16 protein-coding genes and 1 pseudogene are annotated in these 19,761 nt (G+C 69.3%); 9 read left to right on the forward strand and 8 right to left on the reverse strand.

What is annotated here, in order from left to right; genetic code table 11:
* Window positions 1–1,961: AfsR/SARP family transcriptional regulator (locus KDL01_RS02260; RefSeq protein ID WP_212526600.1), on the reverse strand; the 1,961-nt coding region annotated here is incomplete at its 3' end.
* A 281-nt stretch (window positions 1,962–2,242) separates the two neighbouring features.
* Between KDL01_RS02260 and KDL01_RS02265 the strand changes: the two genes are divergently transcribed.
* The 3 genes from KDL01_RS02265 (at window position 2,243) to KDL01_RS02275 (ending at window position 4,913) form a co-directional block, all read left to right on the forward strand.
* Window positions 2,243–2,638, forward strand: a complete 396-nt coding sequence (locus tag KDL01_RS02265; protein ID WP_212526601.1) for a peptidoglycan-binding domain-containing protein — start codon at window positions 2,243–2,245, stop codon at window positions 2,636–2,638.
* A 133-nt stretch (window positions 2,639–2,771) separates the two neighbouring features.
* Window positions 2,772–3,134 carry a peptidoglycan-binding domain-containing protein gene (locus tag KDL01_RS02270; protein ID WP_212526602.1) on the forward strand — a complete coding sequence of 121 codons (363 nt, stop codon included), beginning with the start codon at window positions 2,772–2,774 and terminating at the stop codon, window positions 3,132–3,134.
* Window positions 3,135–3,404: 270 nt separating this feature from the next.
* Window positions 3,405–4,913 (forward strand): hypothetical protein, encoded by a 1,509-nt coding sequence (locus KDL01_RS02275; RefSeq protein ID WP_212526603.1) that lies wholly within the window; start codon window positions 3,405–3,407, stop codon window positions 4,911–4,913.
* Window positions 4,914–5,081: 168 nt separating this feature from the next.
* On the opposite strand, the gene KDL01_RS02280 is transcribed toward KDL01_RS02275, so the two are convergent.
* From KDL01_RS02280 to KDL01_RS46740, 3 genes are all read right to left on the reverse strand, one after another.
* Window positions 5,082–5,336, reverse strand: a complete 255-nt coding sequence (locus tag KDL01_RS02280; protein WP_212526604.1) for a protein-tyrosine phosphatase family protein — start codon at window positions 5,334–5,336, stop codon at window positions 5,082–5,084.
* A gap of 102 nt (window positions 5,337–5,438) precedes the next feature.
* Window positions 5,439–6,155, reverse strand: coding sequence for a hypothetical protein (locus tag KDL01_RS02285; RefSeq protein WP_212526605.1), 717 nt, complete (start codon window positions 6,153–6,155; stop codon window positions 5,439–5,441).
* Entirely contained in the window at window positions 6,152–6,916 is a 765-nt protein-coding gene (locus KDL01_RS46740; RefSeq protein ID WP_438801944.1) for a DUF6928 family protein, read from the reverse strand. The genes KDL01_RS02285 and KDL01_RS46740 overlap by 4 nt, the downstream gene beginning before the upstream one ends.
* 160 nt (window positions 6,917–7,076) lie before the next feature.
* On the opposite strand from KDL01_RS46740, the gene KDL01_RS02295 reads away from it, so the two are divergent.
* Window positions 7,077–8,903 (forward strand): hypothetical protein, encoded by a 1,827-nt coding sequence (locus KDL01_RS02295; protein WP_212526607.1) that lies wholly within the window; start codon window positions 7,077–7,079, stop codon window positions 8,901–8,903.
* Window positions 8,904–8,954: 51 nt separating this feature from the next.
* Here the strand turns inward: KDL01_RS02295 and KDL01_RS02300 are convergent, their stop codons facing one another.
* The gene (locus KDL01_RS02300; RefSeq protein ID WP_212526608.1) at window positions 8,955–9,602 is read right to left on the reverse strand and encodes a GntR family transcriptional regulator; all 648 of its coding nucleotides are present in this window, start codon (window positions 9,600–9,602) and stop codon (window positions 8,955–8,957) included.
* A gap of 273 nt (window positions 9,603–9,875) precedes the next feature.
* Here KDL01_RS02300 and KDL01_RS02305 point away from each other — a divergent pair, with 273 nt between their 5' ends.
* Window positions 9,876–10,964, forward strand: coding sequence for a mandelate racemase/muconate lactonizing enzyme family protein (locus KDL01_RS02305; protein ID WP_212526609.1), 1,089 nt, complete (start codon window positions 9,876–9,878; stop codon window positions 10,962–10,964).
* A 98-nt stretch (window positions 10,965–11,062) separates the two neighbouring features.
* Here the strand turns inward: KDL01_RS02305 and KDL01_RS02310 are convergent, their stop codons facing one another.
* Complete coding sequence (locus KDL01_RS02310) at window positions 11,063–15,124, reverse strand: hypothetical protein (RefSeq protein ID WP_212526610.1); 4,062 nt, start codon at window positions 15,122–15,124, stop codon at window positions 11,063–11,065.
* Between the two features lie 412 nt (window positions 15,125–15,536).
* On the opposite strand from KDL01_RS02310, the gene KDL01_RS02315 reads away from it, so the two are divergent.
* The 4 genes from KDL01_RS02315 to KDL01_RS02330 are packed head-to-tail and all read left to right on the forward strand — an operon-like array spanning window position 15,537 to window position 18,390.
* Complete coding sequence (locus KDL01_RS02315) at window positions 15,537–16,328, forward strand: WXG100-like domain-containing protein (RefSeq protein WP_212526611.1); 792 nt, start codon at window positions 15,537–15,539, stop codon at window positions 16,326–16,328.
* Entirely contained in the window at window positions 16,325–17,464 is a 1,140-nt protein-coding gene (locus tag KDL01_RS45055) for a toxin glutamine deamidase domain-containing protein (RefSeq protein ID WP_212526612.1), read from the forward strand. Before KDL01_RS02315 ends, KDL01_RS45055 begins: the two co-directional genes overlap by 4 nt.
* Window positions 17,465–17,515: 51 nt before the next feature.
* Window positions 17,516–17,893, forward strand: a complete 378-nt coding sequence (locus KDL01_RS02325) for an SUKH-4 family immunity protein (RefSeq protein WP_212526613.1) — start codon at window positions 17,516–17,518, stop codon at window positions 17,891–17,893.
* Window positions 17,872–18,390: a hypothetical protein gene (locus tag KDL01_RS02330; protein ID WP_212526614.1), complete on the forward strand. Its 519-nt coding sequence runs from the start codon at window positions 17,872–17,874 to the stop codon at window positions 18,388–18,390. The genes KDL01_RS02325 and KDL01_RS02330 overlap by 22 nt, the downstream gene beginning before the upstream one ends.
* A gap of 7 nt (window positions 18,391–18,397) precedes the next feature.
* Here KDL01_RS02330 and KDL01_RS02335 read toward each other — a convergent pair.
* Together KDL01_RS02335 and KDL01_RS02340 are read right to left on the reverse strand one after the other, a co-directional pair.
* A pseudogene (locus KDL01_RS02335) lies at window positions 18,398–18,523 on the reverse strand (class I tRNA ligase family protein); the annotation flags it as partial.
* A gap of 226 nt (window positions 18,524–18,749) precedes the next feature.
* Window positions 18,750–19,751 (reverse strand): LacI family DNA-binding transcriptional regulator, encoded by a 1,002-nt coding sequence (locus KDL01_RS02340; protein WP_246575849.1) that lies wholly within the window; start codon window positions 19,749–19,751, stop codon window positions 18,750–18,752.
* Between the last annotated feature and the right edge of the window lie 10 nt (window positions 19,752–19,761).

A 19,761-nucleotide genomic window follows, 5' to 3' on the forward strand; every position in this document is an offset into this window, starting at 1 on the left:
CTCGGGTGACGAGCGATGGGGACCGAGGCGCTGCGCGCGGTGTGCGCGTAGTAGTGCAGCAGCCGGCCCACGGCGGCCTCACTCTCGGGCGCGGGGTCGGCGGCAGCCAGGGTGTGGGCGTGGGCGCGCAGGAGATCGTGCAGCCGGTAACGGCCCGGGGCGTAGGCGATCAGCAGATTGTGGTCGACCAGATCTTCCAGCAGCCCGGCGGCTCGCTCCGGGGCGAGCTCGGCCAGAGCCGCGGCGGCGTACGCGTCCAGATCAGGACCCGGAATCAATCCCAGCCGCCGCCACAGGCGCCGGTGCGCTTCGTCCAGGCTCAGGTAGGACAGGTCGAACACGGCGGGCAGCCCGCGTTCCCCGTCCGAGAGCGCGCTGACGCGCCGGCGTCGGTCGCGCAGCTGCCCGGCCAGCTGTTCCAGGCCCCAGGCCGGGCGGTGGCGCAGCAGCGACGCGGCGATGCGCAGCGCCAGCGGCAGGTACCCGCACAGCCCGGCGATCTCGCCCGCCAGCGGGTCCTCAGGCGCGACGCGGTCGGGTCCGGCCACCGCGCGCAGCAGCGCGACCGCGTCGGATTCCGCGAGCAGGTCGAGCGAGATGATCTGTGCGTCGTCCAAACCTTTGAGCCTTACCCGGCTGGTGATCAGGACCAGGCATGAGCCGGTACCGGGCAGCAGCGGACGTACCTGGGCCTCGGTGGCCGCGTTGTCCAGCACGATCAGGGTCCTGGTCTCGGCCAGGCGCTGGCGGTAGAGCGCCGCGGCGAGCTCGCCGTCGAGCGGGATGCGCTCCGTGGGCACGCCAAGGGCCCGCAGCAGGAAGTCAAGGGCCTGGTCCGCAGTACGCGGGGCGTGGCCCTTGGTGTAGCCGTGCAGGTCGAGGAACAGCTGCCCGTCGGGGAAGCTTTCCGCCAGCCGGTGCGCGGCGTGGATCGCGAGCGCGGTCTTGCCGATCCCGGCCATCCCGTCGATCGCCGAGATCACCACCGCGCCGGCCGCGTCCGTCTGCGCCTGCGCCACCGTCTGCGTGTCCGACTGCATGGGCCGGTTCGGCAGCGTCGCGAGTATGAGCAGCTCGTCCTGCCGACCGGTGAAGTGCCCCGGAGCCGAAGGCAGGTGCCTGGGCACCACCGCCGCGGCCGACGTCTGCGCGCCCGTGCCCACGCCCGTGCCCGCGACCTCGACCCGCGGGACGCCGTCGCCGGGCCGGTCGCGCGCGAGCTCACGCTCACCTGCCAGTACGAACTCGTGCACCGCACGCAACTCCGGGCCGGGCTCGATCCCGAGCTCCCCGACCAGCACCTTGCGGGCGTTCTGGTAGGCGGCCAGCGCCTCAGCCCGCCGCCCGGCCCGGGCCAGCGCGGTCATCAACTGCACATGGAACTTCTCCCGCAGCGGAAAGGCGCCGGCCAGCTCCCGCAGCTGCGGCACCAGGCCGTCGTGTTCCCCCAGCCGCAACCGCGCCTCGGCGCCGTCCTCGGCCGCCTGCAGGCGCAGCTGTTCGAGCCGGGGCAGGCACTGCTCGCGCAGCAGCTGAGAGGGCACGTCCAGGAGCGGCGCGTCCCGCCACAGGCCCAACGCCTCCGTGGCGGCGCTCGACGCCTCGTTCCCGGAGCCCGCTCCCAGCGCCGCACCCGCGTGCCGGCACAAGGCCTCGAACTCCAGGGTGTCGAGTTCCGCGGGCTCCAGGCGGATCAGGTAGCCCGGGCTGTGGGTGACGACGCGTGCCGCCACGGCCGGACCCAGGTCATGGCGCAGCCGCACGACATAGGTGCGGATCGTGCGCTGCGCGTTATGCGGCGCCGCCCCGTCCCAGACCAGTTCCGCCAACTGGTGCACCGGCACCGTGCGGTTCACGTGTACGAGCAACGCCGCCAGCAGCGTACGCTGCCGCACCGCGAGATGGATCTGCTCACCCGCGTCGTCGAGCACGAGCACCGGCCCCAGAATCCCCAGCCTCACCGAGAAGACCTCCCCGCCCGCGGCGACCATCGTGGGCCGACACGCGCCGTCGCCGGATTGCAGCCGGATTGCAGCCCTCTGATTTCAGAATAGTCCCGCGCGCCGCCGAGAGCATCAGGGCTCACATGATCGCCGAAGTGCCACCAGGCTCGTCGAAGCACCCCACCGCATCGGCCCGCCCTGGCCCAGCGTCTCAGAAGCCTGTCCCACCACGCGAGACGCCCGGGTGAACGCAGACGCGGCGAGCGCACCCGGCCCACACCGACCGAAAGAGGGAAGCCATGAAGAGAAGGATCGCCCTGCGCACGGCGAGCATCGGCGCGATCGCGGCGGCAGGGGTCGCCCTGACCGCCACCGCCGCGTTCGCGGCCAGCCAGATCGGCCCCGGCAGCAGCGGCCAGCCGGTCAAGTGCGTCCAGGAGGCGATGAACGACCTCGACAGCGCCGGGCTTTCGGTCGACGGCAGCTACGGCCCGCTCACCTCGTCCGCCGTCGAGACCTACCAGTCGGACCACGGCCTGAGCGTGGACGGCCTCGTCGGCCCGGACACCGGCGGCAGCATCAAGACGGTCATCTACAACATGGTCTACACCTCGGAGCGCGACGGCCACACGGACGAGACCCTGGCGACCTGGGAGACCACCTGCGACTCCCTGCTCGAGGGTTCGATCAGCTGACGCTCCGAGCGGCTACCCGTTCTCGCACGACTTTCATCAATCAGGGCCCTGTCGAGCTGCTCGGCCGGCCCCGCGAGCAAGTGAGGAACGTGAGTTGAGTATGGGCGACATCACCCGAACCAGGCGTCTGCTGATGGTAGGAGGCATCGCCGTCGGCGCGCTGGCGCTGGGGATCGGCCCCGCGCTGGCCGCCGCCGCGCCGAGCGACATCGGACCGGGCAGCAGCGTGGCGACGGTCGAGTGCGTTCAGCGGGCGGTGAACTTCTTCGAGATTCCGACCGTCGCGGTGGACGGCAGCTACGGCCCGCTCACCGAAAAGGCCGTCGAGCAGTTCCAGGCCGAATTCGGCGACAGCGTCGACGGAATCGTCGGCCCGCAGACCGGCGCCACGATCAAGACCGAGGTCCAAGACGACATCATCGCGATCCACCACGGCAGCGGCAACGCCCAGCCGGAGGAGACGTGGCAGACACAGTGCTCCAGCCTGATCCCGTGACGGTGAGCTGACGCACATCCTGCGTCCCTCGGCGGTGGCTTGGCGGCGACGTCACCAGGCCACCGCCGAGCTGTCTCGCGACGAACGGCCGAGCCGGCGCGGTTCGCGCTGAATCGGTGCTCTGATGCGTCGTGGCTCGTCGTGGCTCGTCGTGTCTCGTCGTGTACGGTCGTAGCTCGTCGCGCACGGTCGGAGCGCAGGACGCGGATGCCCCACCGCGCCCGGTAAATCGAGTCGCGAAGCGGCTGCGTTCTCATGCAGGATCGCGGTGTGCAGCATCGACTCCATGGCCTGGCCGAGAACCCCGCGCTCCCGCCCGATCTGCTCGAGCGGCTCATCGCGGCTGCCGATGAAGAACTGGCCTGCACCCTCGCGGGCCGACCAGATCTCACTTCGGCGCAGTTGGCCGACCTGGCAGAGTTCGACGATGCCGCTGTTCGACTCGCATACGACGGACGTCTGACCGCGGAGGGCATCGATCCCGCGGCCCGGCCGCGCGTCGCGCTCGCTCTACTCGATGCCGGGGTCGGCCGGCCCGAGTGGGGCAGGCTGCTGGCGGGCGACCCGGTGGCCCGTCATCGCGAGCAACTCGCGGCCTGCCCTGATCTTCCGCCCGATGTACTGCGCGCGCTCGCCTCGGATCCCGAGATCGGCGTCGTCGCCGAGCTTGCGCTGTGGGCGCCGACGGACCTTGCCGCCGAACTCGCGACTCATCCGCACGCCGAAGTCCGCCGCTCGGTAGCGGCCAATGAAAAAGCGCCGCCGGCCGCGCTGACGGCGTTGCTGACCGGCGAGGGACTGCCGGCGGCGCGCTCCTGCCTGGTGTGCGACCGCGAGACCATCCCCTTCGTCCACGCCCCGGACTGCGATCGACGCGGCTGCGACCTGCCGCCGGACGCAGCCTGCGACGGCTCGCACCAGTCCACGCGGCACCAGCTTCAGCAGATAGCGCTGCAGAATCCGGCCACCCCGGCTGAGGCCGCAGCGGGCTTCGCCAGGCACCCCTCCATGCTGCTGCGCGTCGCGCTGGCGGCTCGTGCGGACCTCGCTCCGCAGACGGCCGCGCGTCTCGCCGAGGATGCCATTCCCTGGGTACGTGCGACGCTTGCGAGTAATCCGGTCATCGGTGAAGACGTGATCCGCGCACTGGCCGCGGACCGTGGCCACGACGTCCAGCGCCAGCTCGCCCACCACCCGAACCTCCCGCTCGAAGTACTGGATCACCTGGCCGGCGCCACCCGTATCGGGTCGACCTTGCTGCCGCGCATCGCCACCGCTTCGCGGGACGAGGTCGAGCATCTGGCTGCTTCCCGGAACCCCGAGGTGAGGATGCTCGTCGCTCATCGGCGCGACCTGCCTGCGGCGGTCCGTGACGCTTTGGCCGAGGACTGCGACGCGAAGGTGGCCAAGGCCATCGCGCCGCACCCGGGCCTGACTGACGCCCAGTTGCGCACGATGCTCGCGCGCCACGGCGTGCGGGTCGTCGCGAAAGTCGCCGCCAATCCGGACGCCACCGCGATGCTGCTCGAAGATCTGGCTGAGCACCGACCACCGGTACAGAAGGCCTTCCGCGAAATCGCCCGCCATCCCCACGCGACGGCAACGGCCCTGCTGCCGTGCCTCGCCGACAGCCAGGCGCGACCGCTGGCCGCCCGCCACCCCGAGCTGCCGCCCGAAGTGATCGTCGAGCTGCTCGACGACGAGGACTGGCAGGTCGTCGAGGCGGCCGCGGCCAACCCGTCCCTGCCCCGAAGCGTCATGACGAGCCTGACACCGTGACGTGACCAAGGGCGCGATCGCCGAGTCGGTGGCGCGTGCCTGGATGGAGTTGCGCATCCGAGCCCGCCAGGCAGCCGGAGCCGCTGTCCGCGCAGACGCCGCCGCTCACCCCGACCCGCACCACGGCGACGTGAGCATTTCCCGGTCCGCCGCCGGGTCTGACGGATCTCAGCTCTGGAGCCCCGTCAGGCGGTAGGCGACATCGAGGCCCGTGCTCAGGTAGTCCCGGAAGATGGCATTGTTCAAGGCCCATGGAGATCGCTTCTCCTGGACGAGGCGGATCGCTGCATCGACGTCATGGCCGAGTTCGACGAGGGCCTGTACCACCACAAGACCGGAGCGGTTGTAACCGGAGTGGCAGCGTACGAAGGTGGTGCGCCCACCGGCCACGGCTCGCGCCGCAGCCCTCGCCACCTGTTGCACGGGCCTCTTCACGGTCCCGTTGTCGTGTCCGTTTCACCGCGCCTCCCGCATGACCCAACGCGGCAGTACGAGGACTGAGTTCCTCAATGCCCTGCGGTTCCCTCACCACGGATTGAGCGCGGCGGAGATGCGGGCGAGCCGAGCGGGTGGCAGGCCGCCGGGAGCGCGAAAGGCGTAGCTGCCGTCGCATGTCCAGGTGCCTCGGTCGTCGGCTTGCCAGTGGGCTGGGCCGGCTTGGCCTTGCTCGTCGAGCAGGAGTGTGGCGGCCCGCTCGGGGTCATCGACTCGGGTGCGTGCGGCCAGGGCCTGTACGACGGAGTCGACCGCCGTTTTGTCGAGCAGGTCGTCGCCGAGGGCGGGTAGCAGCAGGAGCAGGCGGGCGTGCGGGTCCTGAGTGCTGCCGCCGGGCAGGGCGTTGAAGGCTGTCGCCTCGAGTTCGTGCCAGCGCAGCCCCGGGCCGTGGAAGTGGCCGTCGTCGGCGGCCAGCATTTCGGCCTGTTCCCAGTCGGGGTGGTGCAGCAGGTAGTCGACGCCGGGGTCGTCCGGAAAGGCGCGGTAGACCACATAGAGCCGGTGACGGTCGGTGAGGGGCACGGTGAACACCGGCCAGTGCCCGCCCTGCAGCAGTTCACTGTTGAGGTTCGCGGCCTCCTCGTAGTCGGTGCCGAATACGGCCTCCTCTGCCTGCTCGCTCTGCACGCATCCGTAGGGGTGTCCGATCACGAACAGGTGCTCGTCGAGCAGTCGCGGGCGATGGATGAACGGCCCGCCCGCGTATCCGGGTATCTCGACCGGCGGCAACTCCACGCTCGCGGTCACGCCGTGGTGGCTTCCGGTGATGTGAACGCTTCGGCCCATGAGCCGTCCGGTTGGAGGTACAGCGAGCGGCGCGGGCCCATGAGGGTGGCCGCCGCCGCACGCGCGGCGCGGCGTTGCTCGATCGTGGGGCCGGAGGGGTCGGTCAGGACGAAGCCGTGGATGGTGATCGCCGATCCGTCGACGTCGTCGGGCGCGTGCCGTCCCTCGACCACGAACCCGAACAATGCGCGCAGTGCCGCCTCGCCGAGCGTGAGCGGATGGAACGGCAATGGATACGGGCCCTTGCTCAGCTTCCCTGGCACCGGCGAGACCGCATGTTCACCTGCCCAGAAGGGCTTCTCGAACGGCAGAGGCTCGCCGATGTTCTCGGTGATCCCGCCGTGCGGCGAGAGGCTGAGCGAGCGCACGAGTTCGCCCTGCTTCCACACGGCGAAGGCCAGCGTGTCGGACACGCTGTGCATCGCGTGCAGGAGCACCGTGTGCCCCTCGGCCGCATCGAGGTAGTGCCGCGGCAGGCGCGAAGGATGGTCGACCATGACGCGTCGGTCGCACACGATCTCGAGCCCCGGGAAGTGTGCGGCGTAGGCGACATCCTCCGGCGGGTAGAGCGCCTCCGACAGATCACTGAGCGCGTCGGCACCGGCCGGCCGGCCGGTCGATCCACCAACCTGGGTGGATCCGCCGTAACAGCGCCTCAGCGGCCTCGCGACCTGTGTCGTCGGGCCGGGCCCGCAAGATCTGCGCGACGTCCTGTGCGGCATAGGCCAACAGCCCCGTCTTCGCGCCCAATGTGTCTCCTACCATGGGGTACGCATGTTGTTGCCCCCCGGAGGCTACACGGCGTCGGTGACAAGCAGAGCGAGAGCTCCACCTCAGCCCTCGGTCGGCGGCTGACGGCGGGCGTCATCGAGCTGCGTTCGCGTGTACAGTCTCGAGCATGACGAAGAGAATCGAGTCTTCCTCCAGCCGGTGAGCGCGGCTCACGAGCGCAATGCGCTCGACCATCCGGTATCCCTGTTCGACCATGCGCAGCGGTTGTTCGCCCTGACACCCGACGGCCCGCTGCCGGACGGTGGAGAACCCCTTCCCGACAGCGGCGACTCTCCCTGGCCTCCTCATCGAGAGCGCAAGGCCGCGTTGGCGGCGCTATTGCGGGAGTTCATCGCCACCCCGGCGTGGACACCCGCAGATCTTCACGAGCGTTGCATGAGCCTGGCCGTCCATGGCCGGGATGTACCCAAGGTCTGGCACGAACTCGCCCCCGAGCCGTCTGCGAGGCTTCGCGATACGGCTCGTTGGCTCGTACGGCACGGCACGGATCGCCGTGCGGTGCTCGTCGGCCTCGGTCTGCTCTACGGCAATGCGGAGCGCCATGACATCACCTTGATCAAGATGATCGGGCTGCTGTGCTTCGCCGATCAGCTCGCCATTCAGACTCTGGCGCAGATCCCGGGTGCGGCGCACGACGTGATCTGGCTCGCGGACCGTTCATGTCACCACCGCATCACCGCAGTGCAGGCATTGATCGCGGACGCCGACCCGCAGGTGCGTGACTGGGTTCTGTCGACACCGAGATCGCTTCTCTCCAGCGACGTTGCCCTGCGGATTGCCGAGTCGTGTCAGATCTCGCGGTCGTTTGCCGAGGGAGGTGTATCCGACCGCCTGTGGGATCAGGCAGGGAGCCTACTGCTGGCGATGTGCAGCACCCGCAACTACCGCTACGAGATTCACCGGTACGAGCACGCCAGTGCCGTCTACCGGGCCTGGATCGAGACCGCGGCGTGCCGGCCGGCCACCTTGGAGCGCGCTGCGCTGTTGACGATGGTTTGCCAGGACATCGCGACCGGGCCCGCGGCCGCGGTGGTGGGCGAGGACCGCGATGGCCATGTCGCGAGGATCCGGGATCTGCTTGCCTCCCCGGCATGGCGAGAGGCCCTCGAGTACAGTGCACGGTCGCAGGACCCTGTCGAGGCGCGGCGAGCTCGGTGGGCTGTCGATACGGCGAATCGGCGCGAGCAGCCGGCCGGGCGCTTCGCCGTCCGAGTCGTCGTGCCCGATCCGGAGCCCGATGGTTTTCCCCAAGTCGAGGCCAGGATCCTGATCGACGATGTCCCGATCGTCGCGGCGAGCTTCGACAGGGGCCCGGCCGCCGTCCCCGAATGCCTTCTGGCGACCGGGCTGCTGCGTGCCACGGAGGAACCGCGGGAGGTCCGGCTGGCCGAGGCCTACTGCACGGAGGGTTGCTGCGGCGGGTTGTACGTCACGATCGTGCGTGAGGGCGGCGAGGTGGTCTGGAAGGACTGGCGCACTTCCATGCCGGGAGACCCGCCCCCGGAGTCCAGGTTCGATGCGGCGCAATACGACGCAGAGATCGAACGAGCCGAGCAGGACCACAGCTGGGAGTGGCCTGCTCGGACCGTCGCCCGCCTCGTGAGCGAGCAACTGCGCGCCGAGCCCGACATCCTGGGCCGCTGGGGCTGCAAGCCGGAATGGTGCACGTCCTGGCTGACAGAGTTCGACACCGTCCGCCTGACCTTCGAGTACCCGGCGCACCGGGAGTCGTTCGAGGATCCGTACGTGCAGTTCGGCCTCGTCCTCGATGTCGCGGGCGGTCCGCAGGCATGCGCTACGCAGCTGATCGAGTCGTTTCGCACCACCGACCCGAAGACGACCGCCGAAATCATCGGCGGCACCAGTGACGGCGCCGAGAAACTCGGCCTGACCCGGAGAAAGTCAGGCCGCTGGTAGACCAGGGGGTGAGTCCGTGTGCGGACTCACCCCCGGCACCGTCCTGGCTCCCTACACCGTTTCCTCCCCGCCCGCGGCAGGCGCCAGACGCTCTTGGGCGCGGCGCAGGTGGCTGCGCATGGCGGCCGCCGCCAGATCGGGGTCGGCCGCACGTAGCGCGTCCACGATTCGCTCGTGCTCCGTGCAGGTCGACTCGGCGATCCCGGCATGGAAGTACAGGCGGTACAGATGCGTGTGGGCATGCAGGCGTCGTAGCGCGTCGGCCATCATGATGTTGCCACTCGAGGTGGCGATCTGCTCGTGGAAGAGGGAGTCGTGGTCGACGAAGACGCGCAGTGCCTCCGCGTTCGTCGTGCGCCGCGCCTCGCGCATCTCCTCGAGTAGCCGATCGAGGGTCTCCAGGTCGGCTGGGGAGATCCGTGTGGCAGCCCGGCCCGCGACGGCCGACTCCACGACGAGCCGCATTTCGAAGAGGTCGTCGAAGTCCCTGCGGCTCAGGAGCGGTGCCGCGGTGTAGCCGGCGAGGCTGCGTTTGACGGCGAGGCCCTCGACTTCCAGCCGGGCCAGCGCCTCGCGTACGGGGGTGGGGGAGACCTCGAGATCGGCGGCGAGGGTGCTGATGTTGAGCTTCTCACCCGGCGCGACCTCCTGATTGACCAGGCGGCGACGGATGGTCTCGTAGACGGAGTCGCTCAGCATCGTCCGCTGTGTTGACGCCATGGTGTGGGGTTCTCCGGTGTGAGTTCTCTGAGCTTGGAGCGCAGCAACTGGGCGCCGATGCCGCGGCCGATTGTATACGATCTGGCTTGACTTGCACGAGCGTGGCTCTCGCTGGAGCTGGGGATTTCCCGTGCGGGACGGGGTTCGGTCGGGCGGTAGCGCCCTTGACCGTTCTCGGGGCGTGTCGCGAGGATGCTCGATAATATACGATCCAGATCCTGATGCACTCCCGCTCCGCGAAGGAAGCCCAACGTGACAAAGATCGTCGAAGCCGTCGCCTGGCTGGCCGATGTCAAGGTGGAGACGCTGCGTACGGACGCCGTGCAGTCGTTCGTCAAGCAGGAGACCGTCTTCGTGGAACTGACCACCGACGACGGCAACACCGGCGTGGGCTACTCCTACACGATCGGCACGGGCGGCCGCTCGGTGCTGGCGATGCTGCAGGAACACTTGCTGCCCCGGCTTCCCGGCGCGGACGCCACGTTGGTGGAAGGGATCTGGTTCGATCTCTTCGCCTCGACGCGCGCCACCGCGGTCGGGGCCATCACCTCGCTGGCGTTGGCGGCGGTGGACACCGCGTTGTGGGATCTGCGTGGCAAGCGCGCGGGGGAGCCGTTGTGGCGGCTGGCCGGAGGCTTCCGGCAGAAGGTGCCGCTGTACGACACGGAGGGTGGGTGGCTGCACCTCTCGACGCAGGAGCTGGTCGACGGCGCCATGGCCTCGCAGCGTGCCGGCTGGTCGGGGGTGAAACTCAAGGTCGGCAAGGACCGCGTCGAGCAGGACGTGGAGCGGCTGCGTGCGGTACGTGCGGCCGTGGGTGAGGGCCTTGACATCATGGTCGACGCGAACCAGTCGATGACGCGTGCCGAGGCGCGGCGGCGGGCCGCGGCCTTCGAGCCGATCGGTCTGGCCTGGTTCGAGGAGCCGCTACCCGCCGACGACGTGGCCGGGCATGTGGCGCTGGCCCGGTCGACCAGCATCCCGATCGCGGTGGGGGAGTCCATGTACTCCCTCGCCCAGTTCCGGGAGTACCTCGCCGCCGGTGCGGCGTCGATCGTGCAGGTGGACGTCGCGCGAGTCGGGGGCATCACGCCGTGGCTGAAGGTCGCTCACCTCGCCGAGGCGTTCAACGTGCACGTCTGCCCGCACTTCCTGATGGAGCTGCACGTCAGCCTGACGGCCGCGGTGCCCAACGGCGCGTACGTGGAGCACATCCCGCAGCTGCGCGCGATCACCCGCAGTCAGATGTCGATCGAGGACGGCCACGCCGTCGCGCCGGAGGGCCCCGGCCTCGGTATCGACTGGGACTTCGACGCCATCGACCGCATCAGGGTGGCGTGACCGCGGTCACCTCGCGCGGTCTCCGTTGAGCGCGGAACCGCCCCCGCCCTGCCCGAAGCGGACTCCGGGCAGGGCGGGGGCGGTCGTGGATCCGCGGGTCAGGAGGTGTAGTACCCCTGCAGGTCGGCGACGACCTGCACGGTGCCTCCCGAGTTGTTGTAGAAGTCCAGCTCACTGCCGACCGGGACGACGATCTGGTCCGCGGTCAGCTTGGACACCGGGTAGGACAGGTTCGGCAGGCCGGGCAGCGGCTGGCCGTCGACGGTGACGGTCAGCGTGCCGGTGGTCTGCGGGGCGACGATCACCACGTCGAGCACCACCGCGGTGGCGGTGCCCGGCACCCCGGTCAGCGAGGAGTACGGCAGCATCGCCACGCCGCCGGCGGGTACCGGGGTGGCCCCGGCGCCGCCGAGGCCGCTGCGGTCGTCGAGCACGCGCACCGGGCCGACCGGCTGGAAGCCGGAGCCGGTTCCGGGCTCGTAGTAGCCCTCGACGTCCATGGCCAGGTCGACCGACTGCGGGCCGCCGTTGTCGATCACGAACTTGCCCTGGACCAGCGGCACCACGATCAGGCCGGTGTGCGCCTGGCCGGTCCGGTAGGTCACGTCCGTGCCGGCCGGGACGGTCCCGCCGGGTGCGTACGAGACCAGGAAGCCGTTGCCCGCGCTGCCGCTCGCCGTCACGTCCAGCGCGACGGCGGTGACCCCGGTGGAGGGCACGCCGCCCACTCCGGCCACGGTGACCGTGAGCGATCCGTGTGCCGCGACCTTGGCCTTGGCCGCGCCGAGGCCGGCGGCCGTGTTGACGATCCGCGACGGGGTGACGGCCGTGTAGAGCGAGCCGGAGGTGTTCGTGCTGAAGTAGCCCACGACGTCGACGATCAGGTCGATCGTGCCGGCCGCGCCGTTGTAGAGCTGGATCTTGCCCTGGGCGACCGGGACCGAGACCAGGTTGGTCAGGACCTGGTCCGCGCCGAAGTTCATATCGCTGGCGTTGGGCCGGGCCGCGCCGTACGGGTAGGCGGTCACGTAGCCGCCCAGGGTCTGGTCGAGCGCCGTGAGGTCGAGCTCGACGGCCGTGACGCCGGTCGACGGAACTCCGCCGACCCCGACCACGGTCAGCGACACGGTGCCGTTCCCGGCGACCGTGCCCTTGCGCACGCCGAGCCCGGAGCGGGTGTCCATGATCCGCTTCGTGGGCAGGGCGACGAAGGTGCTCGCTGCGCCGCGCCCGGCGGTCACCGTGTACGCGCCGTACAGGCACTGGGCCGAGGCCTGGCCGTTGGAGCAGAACGGGGCCGACCCGTACATGACGCCGAGTCCGAGGTCGTACTTGCCCGGAGCCACGTTCAGCGTGTCGAGCGAGTACGTTGCCGATGTGCCGTCGGTGCTCACCGAACGCGGGGTGGCGATCGTGTAGCCGGCCGGGGCCGTGTCGTTGCTCATCAGCTCGAGCTCGGTGCCGAGGTTGAGGTTCGTGCCGTGCACCACCAGAGCGTCGGCCGCACCCTGCGGCTGCGACGAGGCGGAGACCGAGGTCATCGTCGGGAATGCGGTGTGGCTCGGGCAGTCGACATTGCATACGCCCTGGATGCTGAAGCCCGTGTTGCCCTGTACGGATCCCAGGGTCACGATCATCACGGCCTGCCCGGAGTCGTTGCTCGAGGCCTGACAGCCGACCGAGACACCGCCGGAGCACAGGATGTTGCCGGACGTCCAGTCAGAGGTCGAGAACATGCGGACCACCGGCGACTCGTCGGCCGTGGCCGTGTCGGCGCCGTAGAGGTTCCACCACTGGCTCGGCTGGATCGCCACCACCGCGCAGTAAGACGACGCGGACTCGCTCAGCGTGCCGCTGAGCGGGGTGAGCCATCCGTTCGCGGATACGGAGTGCGCGGTGCACTGCGAGGCCCAGCCGGACGAGGTCCCGACTCGCAGCGCGTCGAGGTGGGCGGCGATGGTGACGCCGTTGTACCCCGAGGCGATCACGATCGCCTGGTACACCGTGGATCCGGTGACCGCGCAGCCGATCGAGCCCCATTGCCGACACACGATCGTGCCGGCGGCGTTGGCCACCTCGAGCACGGCACCGGTCTGGGCCGGCGACTGCGTACGGATGTTGAAGTACAGCCGGTCGGTGCTCGCCGCTGTGACCCGGTAGCAGGCCGCGTCGAGGTCAGAGGTCAGGTTGATCGGCGTGGAAGCCGCGCCGACGGTCGTGGACACCGGGGCCGAGCACGAAGCCGTCTGCGAGGTGTCACGACGCACCAGGTGGATCGTGTCGCTCTGCAGAGTGGAGTTGCCGACGAAGTAGATCAGCGCCAGATAGCTCTGACCCGCCTTGTACGAGCAGACCGCGGTGCCGTTTGTGAAGCAGACCTGGTTGCCGGCCGTGTCGTAGATGTTGATTCCGGTGTCGCTGACGTTCGAGTTGTTCGAGTAGTCGACCATCTCGCCGGTGGAATGCTGCGCGGCCGGGATGCTCACGCATCCGAAGTCGTTCGCAAGGGTCAGCGAGACGCTCACGCCAGGCGTACCGCCATAGCCCGACTGGGGCCAGTCGGCGCAGCCGGCCGTGGAGTCGGTGCGCTGCACGAGCAGACGGTAGACCGTGTCGGAGATGTTCGCCGAGCTCACACCGCCGGACGCGAGCACTGCCCGGAAGGGCGCGGTGCCGGTCAGGGTGCACGTCACCAGGGAACTGAAATTCGCATTCGTGCACTGCTGGGCGCCGGTCGCATCCACGATGAACAGGACCTGGGCGATGGTTCCGTCAGTGTTCGACTGGTCGTTGAAGTAATCCGTCTTACCGGAGGCGGTCGGCAGGTTCAGGCAGGCCTCGGCGCCGTTTCCGGCGAATGTGCCGGTCGCGTCACCGCTCTGGAAGTCGGAGTCTCCGGCGGCGGTGCAGCCGCGGCTCTCGGTCGCGGCGGTGAACTCGACGCCGAAGTCGTCACCGGTCGCCCCGGGCCACTCGTTGAATACATAGTCGTAGGTACCGGCCGCGAGCTGGCATAACGGTCCGCCGTTGGTGCACGCCGGCACGCCCGCCGGCGTGAAGAGGCTGCCGGTGATTCCCGAGTAACCTACCGGAGCCACGGCCGCGACCTGGTAGCTTCCGGCCTGGGTGACGGTCAGCGTGCGGCAGAGCACAGGCGAGGACACGTCGGGCGCGGTTCCGTACACCGCTTGGGCGGTGGCGACGCATCCGGTCGGGTCGGTGATGTCCTTGAGGTACATGCCGTAGCTGTACGAGCCGCCCGAGGTGTACGTGTCGAGGAGGCGATACGGCGCGACACCGGAGAGCGTGCATACACCCTGATCGTCGTCGCAGATCGCGGTACCGGTCGAGTCGTAGACCGTGAGTTCGTTCCCGTAGAGGGCGTCATCGGAGAGGACGTCGCCGCTCAGCGCGTCCAAGGAGAAGCACGCTCCGGCCTGACCGGCCGCGATGGTGCCCGTCAGCGGCGTCCAGGTGGCGAAGGTCGGGTCGGCCGCCGTGCAGGAGCTGTCCGAGAGCAGCGGCAGGTAGTCGATCGTGTAGTCGACGCCGTAGTTGGTGACCTGGATCGTGTAGGTGCCCGCGGCGTTCGTCGCGCACCCCGGAAGCCGGGCGTACGTCGCCGCCGTACACGTGGTCGCCGTGCCCCCGGGCGGCGTGATGCTCACAGGGAGCAAACCGCCGCCGGGCGAGCTGGTGTTCAGCACGTCGAACACGAGCAGGTCGTGCGAGCTCGTCAGGGTGACGGTGAAGGTGTCGGTCCCGGTGGCCGACGGCGTGGTGCACGGGTAGACCGTGTCCGCGGCGATCGCGCCGGAGCAGGTGTCCGGCACGGTGGAGTGCGCGATGACGCTGCGCGCGGCGGCGGCCCGAGCCGCATCCTGCGCGGCGGTGAGCGGGCCGGGACGCGCGGCTTTGGCCGGCTGGACCGGCTTGAACGCCTGCTTGCCCGTTGCCGTTGCCGTTGCTGCTGCCGCTGCCTTGTGCTCAGTCGGAGTCGTGGACGAGGACGAGGTGGCCTGCGTGTGCGCGGGAGCGGTAGCGGCGGATGCGCTGGAGATCGTCCCGGCGGTCGTGGTGAGCGCGAGCAGGAACCCGGCGAAGACGCTCAGCGTGCGTCTCGTCGTGGTTCCGGACGGCAGAGGTGGTTTCTTCTTCACTGCTCCGTGATCCCTCCCTGGAATCGCACGGCGCTCGCCCCCCGATGGGTCCAGAGACACCGTGCATGCGCTACGAGCGAAGCAACAGTAGCGCGGGTCGCGCCACTCAGAGCGGTAATTTCAATACCGCGAGGTCGATGGCTGATTCGCCGCGCCGGGCGGCGTCCGCGGACGCCGGATCAAGAGACGTCGGGAGGTCGTCTCAGGTTGCCGGTCGGCTCGACCACGGGCTCGGGAGGGCTGGTCGGCATGGGCTGGAGCGGGTTCGTCTGCCCGAAGAAATCAAGCAGGGACCGTAAAGTCTGATTAAAGGGGGCGCCGAGCGTGCACTGTGCGGCGTTGCGCGGCTACTCTCCCTGACGGAGACGGGGCCCTGAGGGTCGCTGGCGGAAGAGGGTTGAGGGGGGAGCTCATGTCGGTTGTGCTGCCCAATGAGCTGGTCTGGGTGCTCGGTGCGATCGGTGTGGTGTGGCCGAACGTCGATGAGGACGAACTGCGGTCGATAGCGGATCAGTTTCGTCAGGCCGCGGGAGATCTCGAGGACCAGCACGCAGGGGCCATGCAGGCGGTTGAGCAGATGCTGGGGGTGAACTCGGGGGAGTCGCTGGAGATCTTCCAGGCCCTGTGGAGCAAGGTATCCGGGCAGCATCTCAAGGACCTGGGTGAGGGAATCAAGGTTCTGGCCGAGGCGATATCGATCGGTGCGGACATTATCGAGGGGATGAAGGTCGCGGCGATCGCGGAGTTCGTGGCGTTCGTCGCGCAGACCGCCGCGGTGGCGGCCGAGTCGGTGGCGACCCTCGGTCTGGGGGCGGGCGCCGAGGCGGTGGTGGTGGACACGACGCGCACGGTGGTCAAGGGCATCTTCGACCAGGCGATCGCACAGGTGGGCCAGCAGCTCAAGCAGGCGATGATGGCACCGGTCCTCAGTACCCTCACGGCCGCGGCGGAGAACCTGGGCGAGCAGTTGCTCGGCGATGCGCTCGGCGTGACTCAGGGTGTGGATCTCTCCGCCGTCGCCGACGCCGCCGAGACCGGTGGTGAGAAGAGCCTGTCGACACTCACCAGCCAGCTCCGGGAAACCGTGGGCGATCCCGCCGGGCAGGTCGGCGCACTGCTGGGCGGCGAGGGCTTGCAGACCGAGCAGCATACGACGGACACGGCTTCGAAGATCTCCGACATCCTCGCCGGGAGGCCGCAGTGAGCGGCCAGATCGTCAACGACTACGAGACGCTCAAGGCCGGGGCGCAGGCGCTGTCGCAGTTCGGCACGTCGCTGCAGCAGATGGGCCGCCAGTTCAAGCAGCTCCATCAGCAGTTCACGGAGCACTGCTCGGGAGACGAGTCCGGCATCGGCGCCGCCGTTCAGGACGCCGCCTCCGACGCCGCCGAAGCCGGGGGCGACGTGTTCGACCAGGGCGGTCGGGTGCTGAGCGAGATGGGCAGCCGCACCGACACCAACACCGAACGCACCTTCACCGCGGACCAGACCATCGCCGACACGCTGACCGGTATCGCGCGCAAGGGTCCGCAGCAGCCGGGCGCCGGTGCGCGTTCTTCCTCGGAGCCGTCTGAGGAGACCTCGGCAGCTCAAGGGCCGGCCGACCCGGCCGGAAAACACTCGGGCGGCGCGGCGACGGGAGGCCCGATCAACGACACGTTCCGGCCCTACAACGGCCCCGGCGGTCTGCTGCATGACGACCCGCGGTGGCAGCAGGCCATGGAGAGCAACTTCCCCAAGGACGCCAACGGCGGCTTCGTCGTGCACGCCGATCCGAGGACGGGGTGGGTGGCCGACGGCAACGACGGCGGCATCAACGTGTCCGGCCGCGGCAACAACTGTGCCGACTGCTCGCGCTCCTTCATGGCCTCCTGGTACGGGCAGCCGACCTGTTCGCAGCCGCGCGTGTTCGACCCGACCAGTGGCGTGGACGGTTCGAGCGATCCAGAGCGCGGCGCAAACGGCAACATCGTCAACTTCGCCGGCGCCAGCCACAGATACGAGGGTGCCGGCGGCGCGGCCGGATACCAGAGTGTCGCCGGCAGGTTGCAGGCCGCGGGCCCCGGATCCGCAGCGATCGTCCAGGTGGACTGGCCGGTCCTCGACCGGACGACGGGTAAGCCGTACGTGGATCCGACGACGGGGCAACCGGTCCTGGACCCGAACACCGGCAGGATCCCGATTCGCGGAGGCCATGCCTTCAACGTGGCGAACGTGAATGGGAAGATCGTCTGGGTGGACATGCAGACGAACACCGCCAGTGAGAACCCCATCAACACCCAGCCCGATCCGGTCAACGTCTGGTCGATTGCGCTGGACCCGAAGGGAAAACCGCTGTGACACGTGTTGATGAGACTCCACGGCGAGGTCATAGACGAATGAGGAGCATGCATGCCTGAGAACAGGAAGATGTCGGCGTACGCGACGGATGGTCCTGCGCCCGCCGATCTCGCCCAAGCGAGTCTGCTCGCCGAACGCTATCTCGTGCCGGAGGTGGGCCTCCTGCCCGAGGGGGCCAGGTTGCACGTCGTCGAATTCGCCTCCTGTTTCACGGTCGTCAAGATCACCGCGCCTCCGCCGGTGGGCGAGGACGGCATCCCGCTTCACCCTGCTGAACCGGGTGGAGGTGTCACCGTCATCGACAAGGAGACGGGTGCGATCTCCTTCTGGCCGAGCTGGGGGGAGAGCTTCGTAGCCGAGAAATACGCTGAGGCCAAGGCGGCGGGCGAGATCGAGTACGTCGTCGAGTGGCCGACGGCGAACACATAGACATGCCTGCCGAATCTGACGGCCGCTGGCCGTTTCTCAGTCCGGAGAACTGGATCGATGCGATCGAGGATGCGTTGATCCAGCCGTTCCCCACACGGATGCAGCGGCATGAGGCTGGTTCGAGTACTCCGAGCCATCATGAGCTGATCCTGCAGTGCAGCGAGGAGTTCTGGGAGGAGCGATCCGCGGAGGTGTTCGAGGCGGCGGAGGCGGAGGTCGAGAAGGGACGCCAGGAACTGTCGCGTCAGCTCGCTGTCCGTTGGGGTGGCCCGGAGACGCTCGATCTGGAGCGGTACTTTCAGCCCGCGATGGACGGCCTGCTGCCTGAGCCGTTGGCGTACTTGGGCATTTATGCGCTTCACGCCTTCGTCTGGTGTCGGCCGGAGGCAGGTCGGTGGCTCGCGCTGGCCATCGTGAAGCACGACACGGAGTTGGCCTATGAATTGGTGGCCGTGGTCGGCGAGCTGGATTCGCTTGTCGAGCCTCCGGTCACGTAGTGGCCATATCTTGCACCTCGACCCCTTCGGCCTGCGCGGCCAGGACGTTCTTGAGCGAGTTGTCGTCGGCGCCGGTCAGCGCCCGTACCCGGTCGCCGCGCTGTCTGGCGTGGCGGGCGAGCACGTCGGCTTGGTACGTGCGCCGCGGGCTCATCGCCGTTGCTCCGTCTCGTCGAGGTGAGGCGGGGCCGGGATAAAACGCGAGAGGCCCCGTGCTCGGGGCCTGAGTATCGAAATCCGTGCGTCAGCGGCCCCGTGACGGGGGGATCATTCGCGCGGAGGACGGGATCACGGCGACATGTCATCGATCGCGGAGCGGGTGTGCCGGAACTTTTCGGCGGGCAGCCGACCGTGAACCCTCAGACCCCAGCCCCGCGCGCCGGCCCGGTGCTCTCGCCGACGATCAGTGTCGGGCGCAGCATCTGGATGAAGCTGATCGGGCTCTCGTCGTTGGAGATGCCGCGCAGCAGCAGTTCTACCGCCTGACGGGCCATCGCACGCCTGGGGAAGGACACCGTCGTGAGCGAGGGGTGCGCGCGCGAGACGGGGACGATGTCGCCCTGGCCTACCACCGAGACGTCCTGCGGAATCGAGCGGCCTTGGGCCAGCACGGCTTCCATCGCGCCGTGGACGAGGACGTCGTAGGTGGCGAAGATCGCGGTGAGGTCGGGGTGGGCGGCGAGTAGATCGCTTGCCGCGGCGAAGGCGGCGGCCGGGGTCGGGTCGGGGACGGTGTGGACGGCGCTGTCGGGCACGGTCACGCCGTCCTTCGCGAAGGCGCGGCGGAAGCCTTCGAGGCGGGGGACGTGGTCCGGGCTCATCAGTACGGCGACGTGCTCGTGGCCCAGTTCGCGCAGATGGCGGCCGACGAGCAGGCCGCCGTGCTCGTAGTCGATGGTGACGACCGGGAGGGTGTCCGGGGCGTCGGTCTCCCAGGCGCACAGGGCCACCGGGAAGCGGGCGTCGGCCAGCAGGGGCAGGTGGTCGATCAGGTCGCGGTCGCCGGCGATGAGCAGGCCGTCGACGGAGCGGCTGGTGAGGCCGGCCAGGTGGCGGCGGGCGCGCTCGCCGTCGAGGCGGGTGGTGCACAGCAGCAGGTGGTAGCCGGCCTCTTCGAGGACGTCTTCGACCTCTTCGACGATGTCGGCGTAGAACCAGCTGCACACGGTCGGCACGAACAGGCCGATCGTCATCGTGCTGCCGGTCGCCAGGGAGCGGGCCACCAGGTTCGGGGTGTAGCCGAGTTCGGCTATGGCCGCGCGGACGCGGGCCTCCGTCTCCGGGCGGACGCGGGCTCGGCCGGAGACGACGTTGGAGACGGTCATCTTCGTGACGCCGGCGCGGTCGGCCACGTCCTGCATCGTCACCACG

The sequence above is a fragment of the Actinospica durhamensis genome (assembly GCF_018139695.1).
Lineage (GTDB): Bacteria > Actinomycetota > Actinomycetes > Streptomycetales > Catenulisporaceae > Actinospica > Actinospica durhamensis.

Bases quoted from the DNA above. Each gene is read 5' to 3' on its own strand.
- KDL01_RS02265 (WP_212526601.1), top strand. From the start codon at position 2,243: ATGAAGAGAAGGATCGCCCTGCGCACGGCGAGCATCGGCGCGATCGCG.
- KDL01_RS02270 (WP_212526602.1), top strand. From the start codon at position 2,772: ATGGTAGGAGGCATCGCCGTCGGCGCGCTGGCGCTGGGGATCGGCCCC.
- KDL01_RS46740 (WP_438801944.1), bottom strand. From the start codon at position 6,916: ATGCCGCACAGGACGTCGCGCAGATCTTGCGGGCCCGGCCCGACGACA.
- KDL01_RS02300 (WP_212526608.1), bottom strand. From the start codon at position 9,602: ATGCTGAGCGACTCCGTCTACGAGACCATCCGTCGCCGCCTGGTCAAT.
- KDL01_RS02315 (WP_212526611.1), top strand. From the start codon at position 15,537: ATGTCGGTTGTGCTGCCCAATGAGCTGGTCTGGGTGCTCGGTGCGATC.
- KDL01_RS02325 (WP_212526613.1), top strand. From the start codon at position 17,516: ATGCCTGAGAACAGGAAGATGTCGGCGTACGCGACGGATGGTCCTGCG.
- KDL01_RS02340 (WP_246575849.1), bottom strand. From the start codon at position 19,751: ATGCAGGACGTGGCCGACCGCGCCGGCGTCACGAAGATGACCGTCTCC.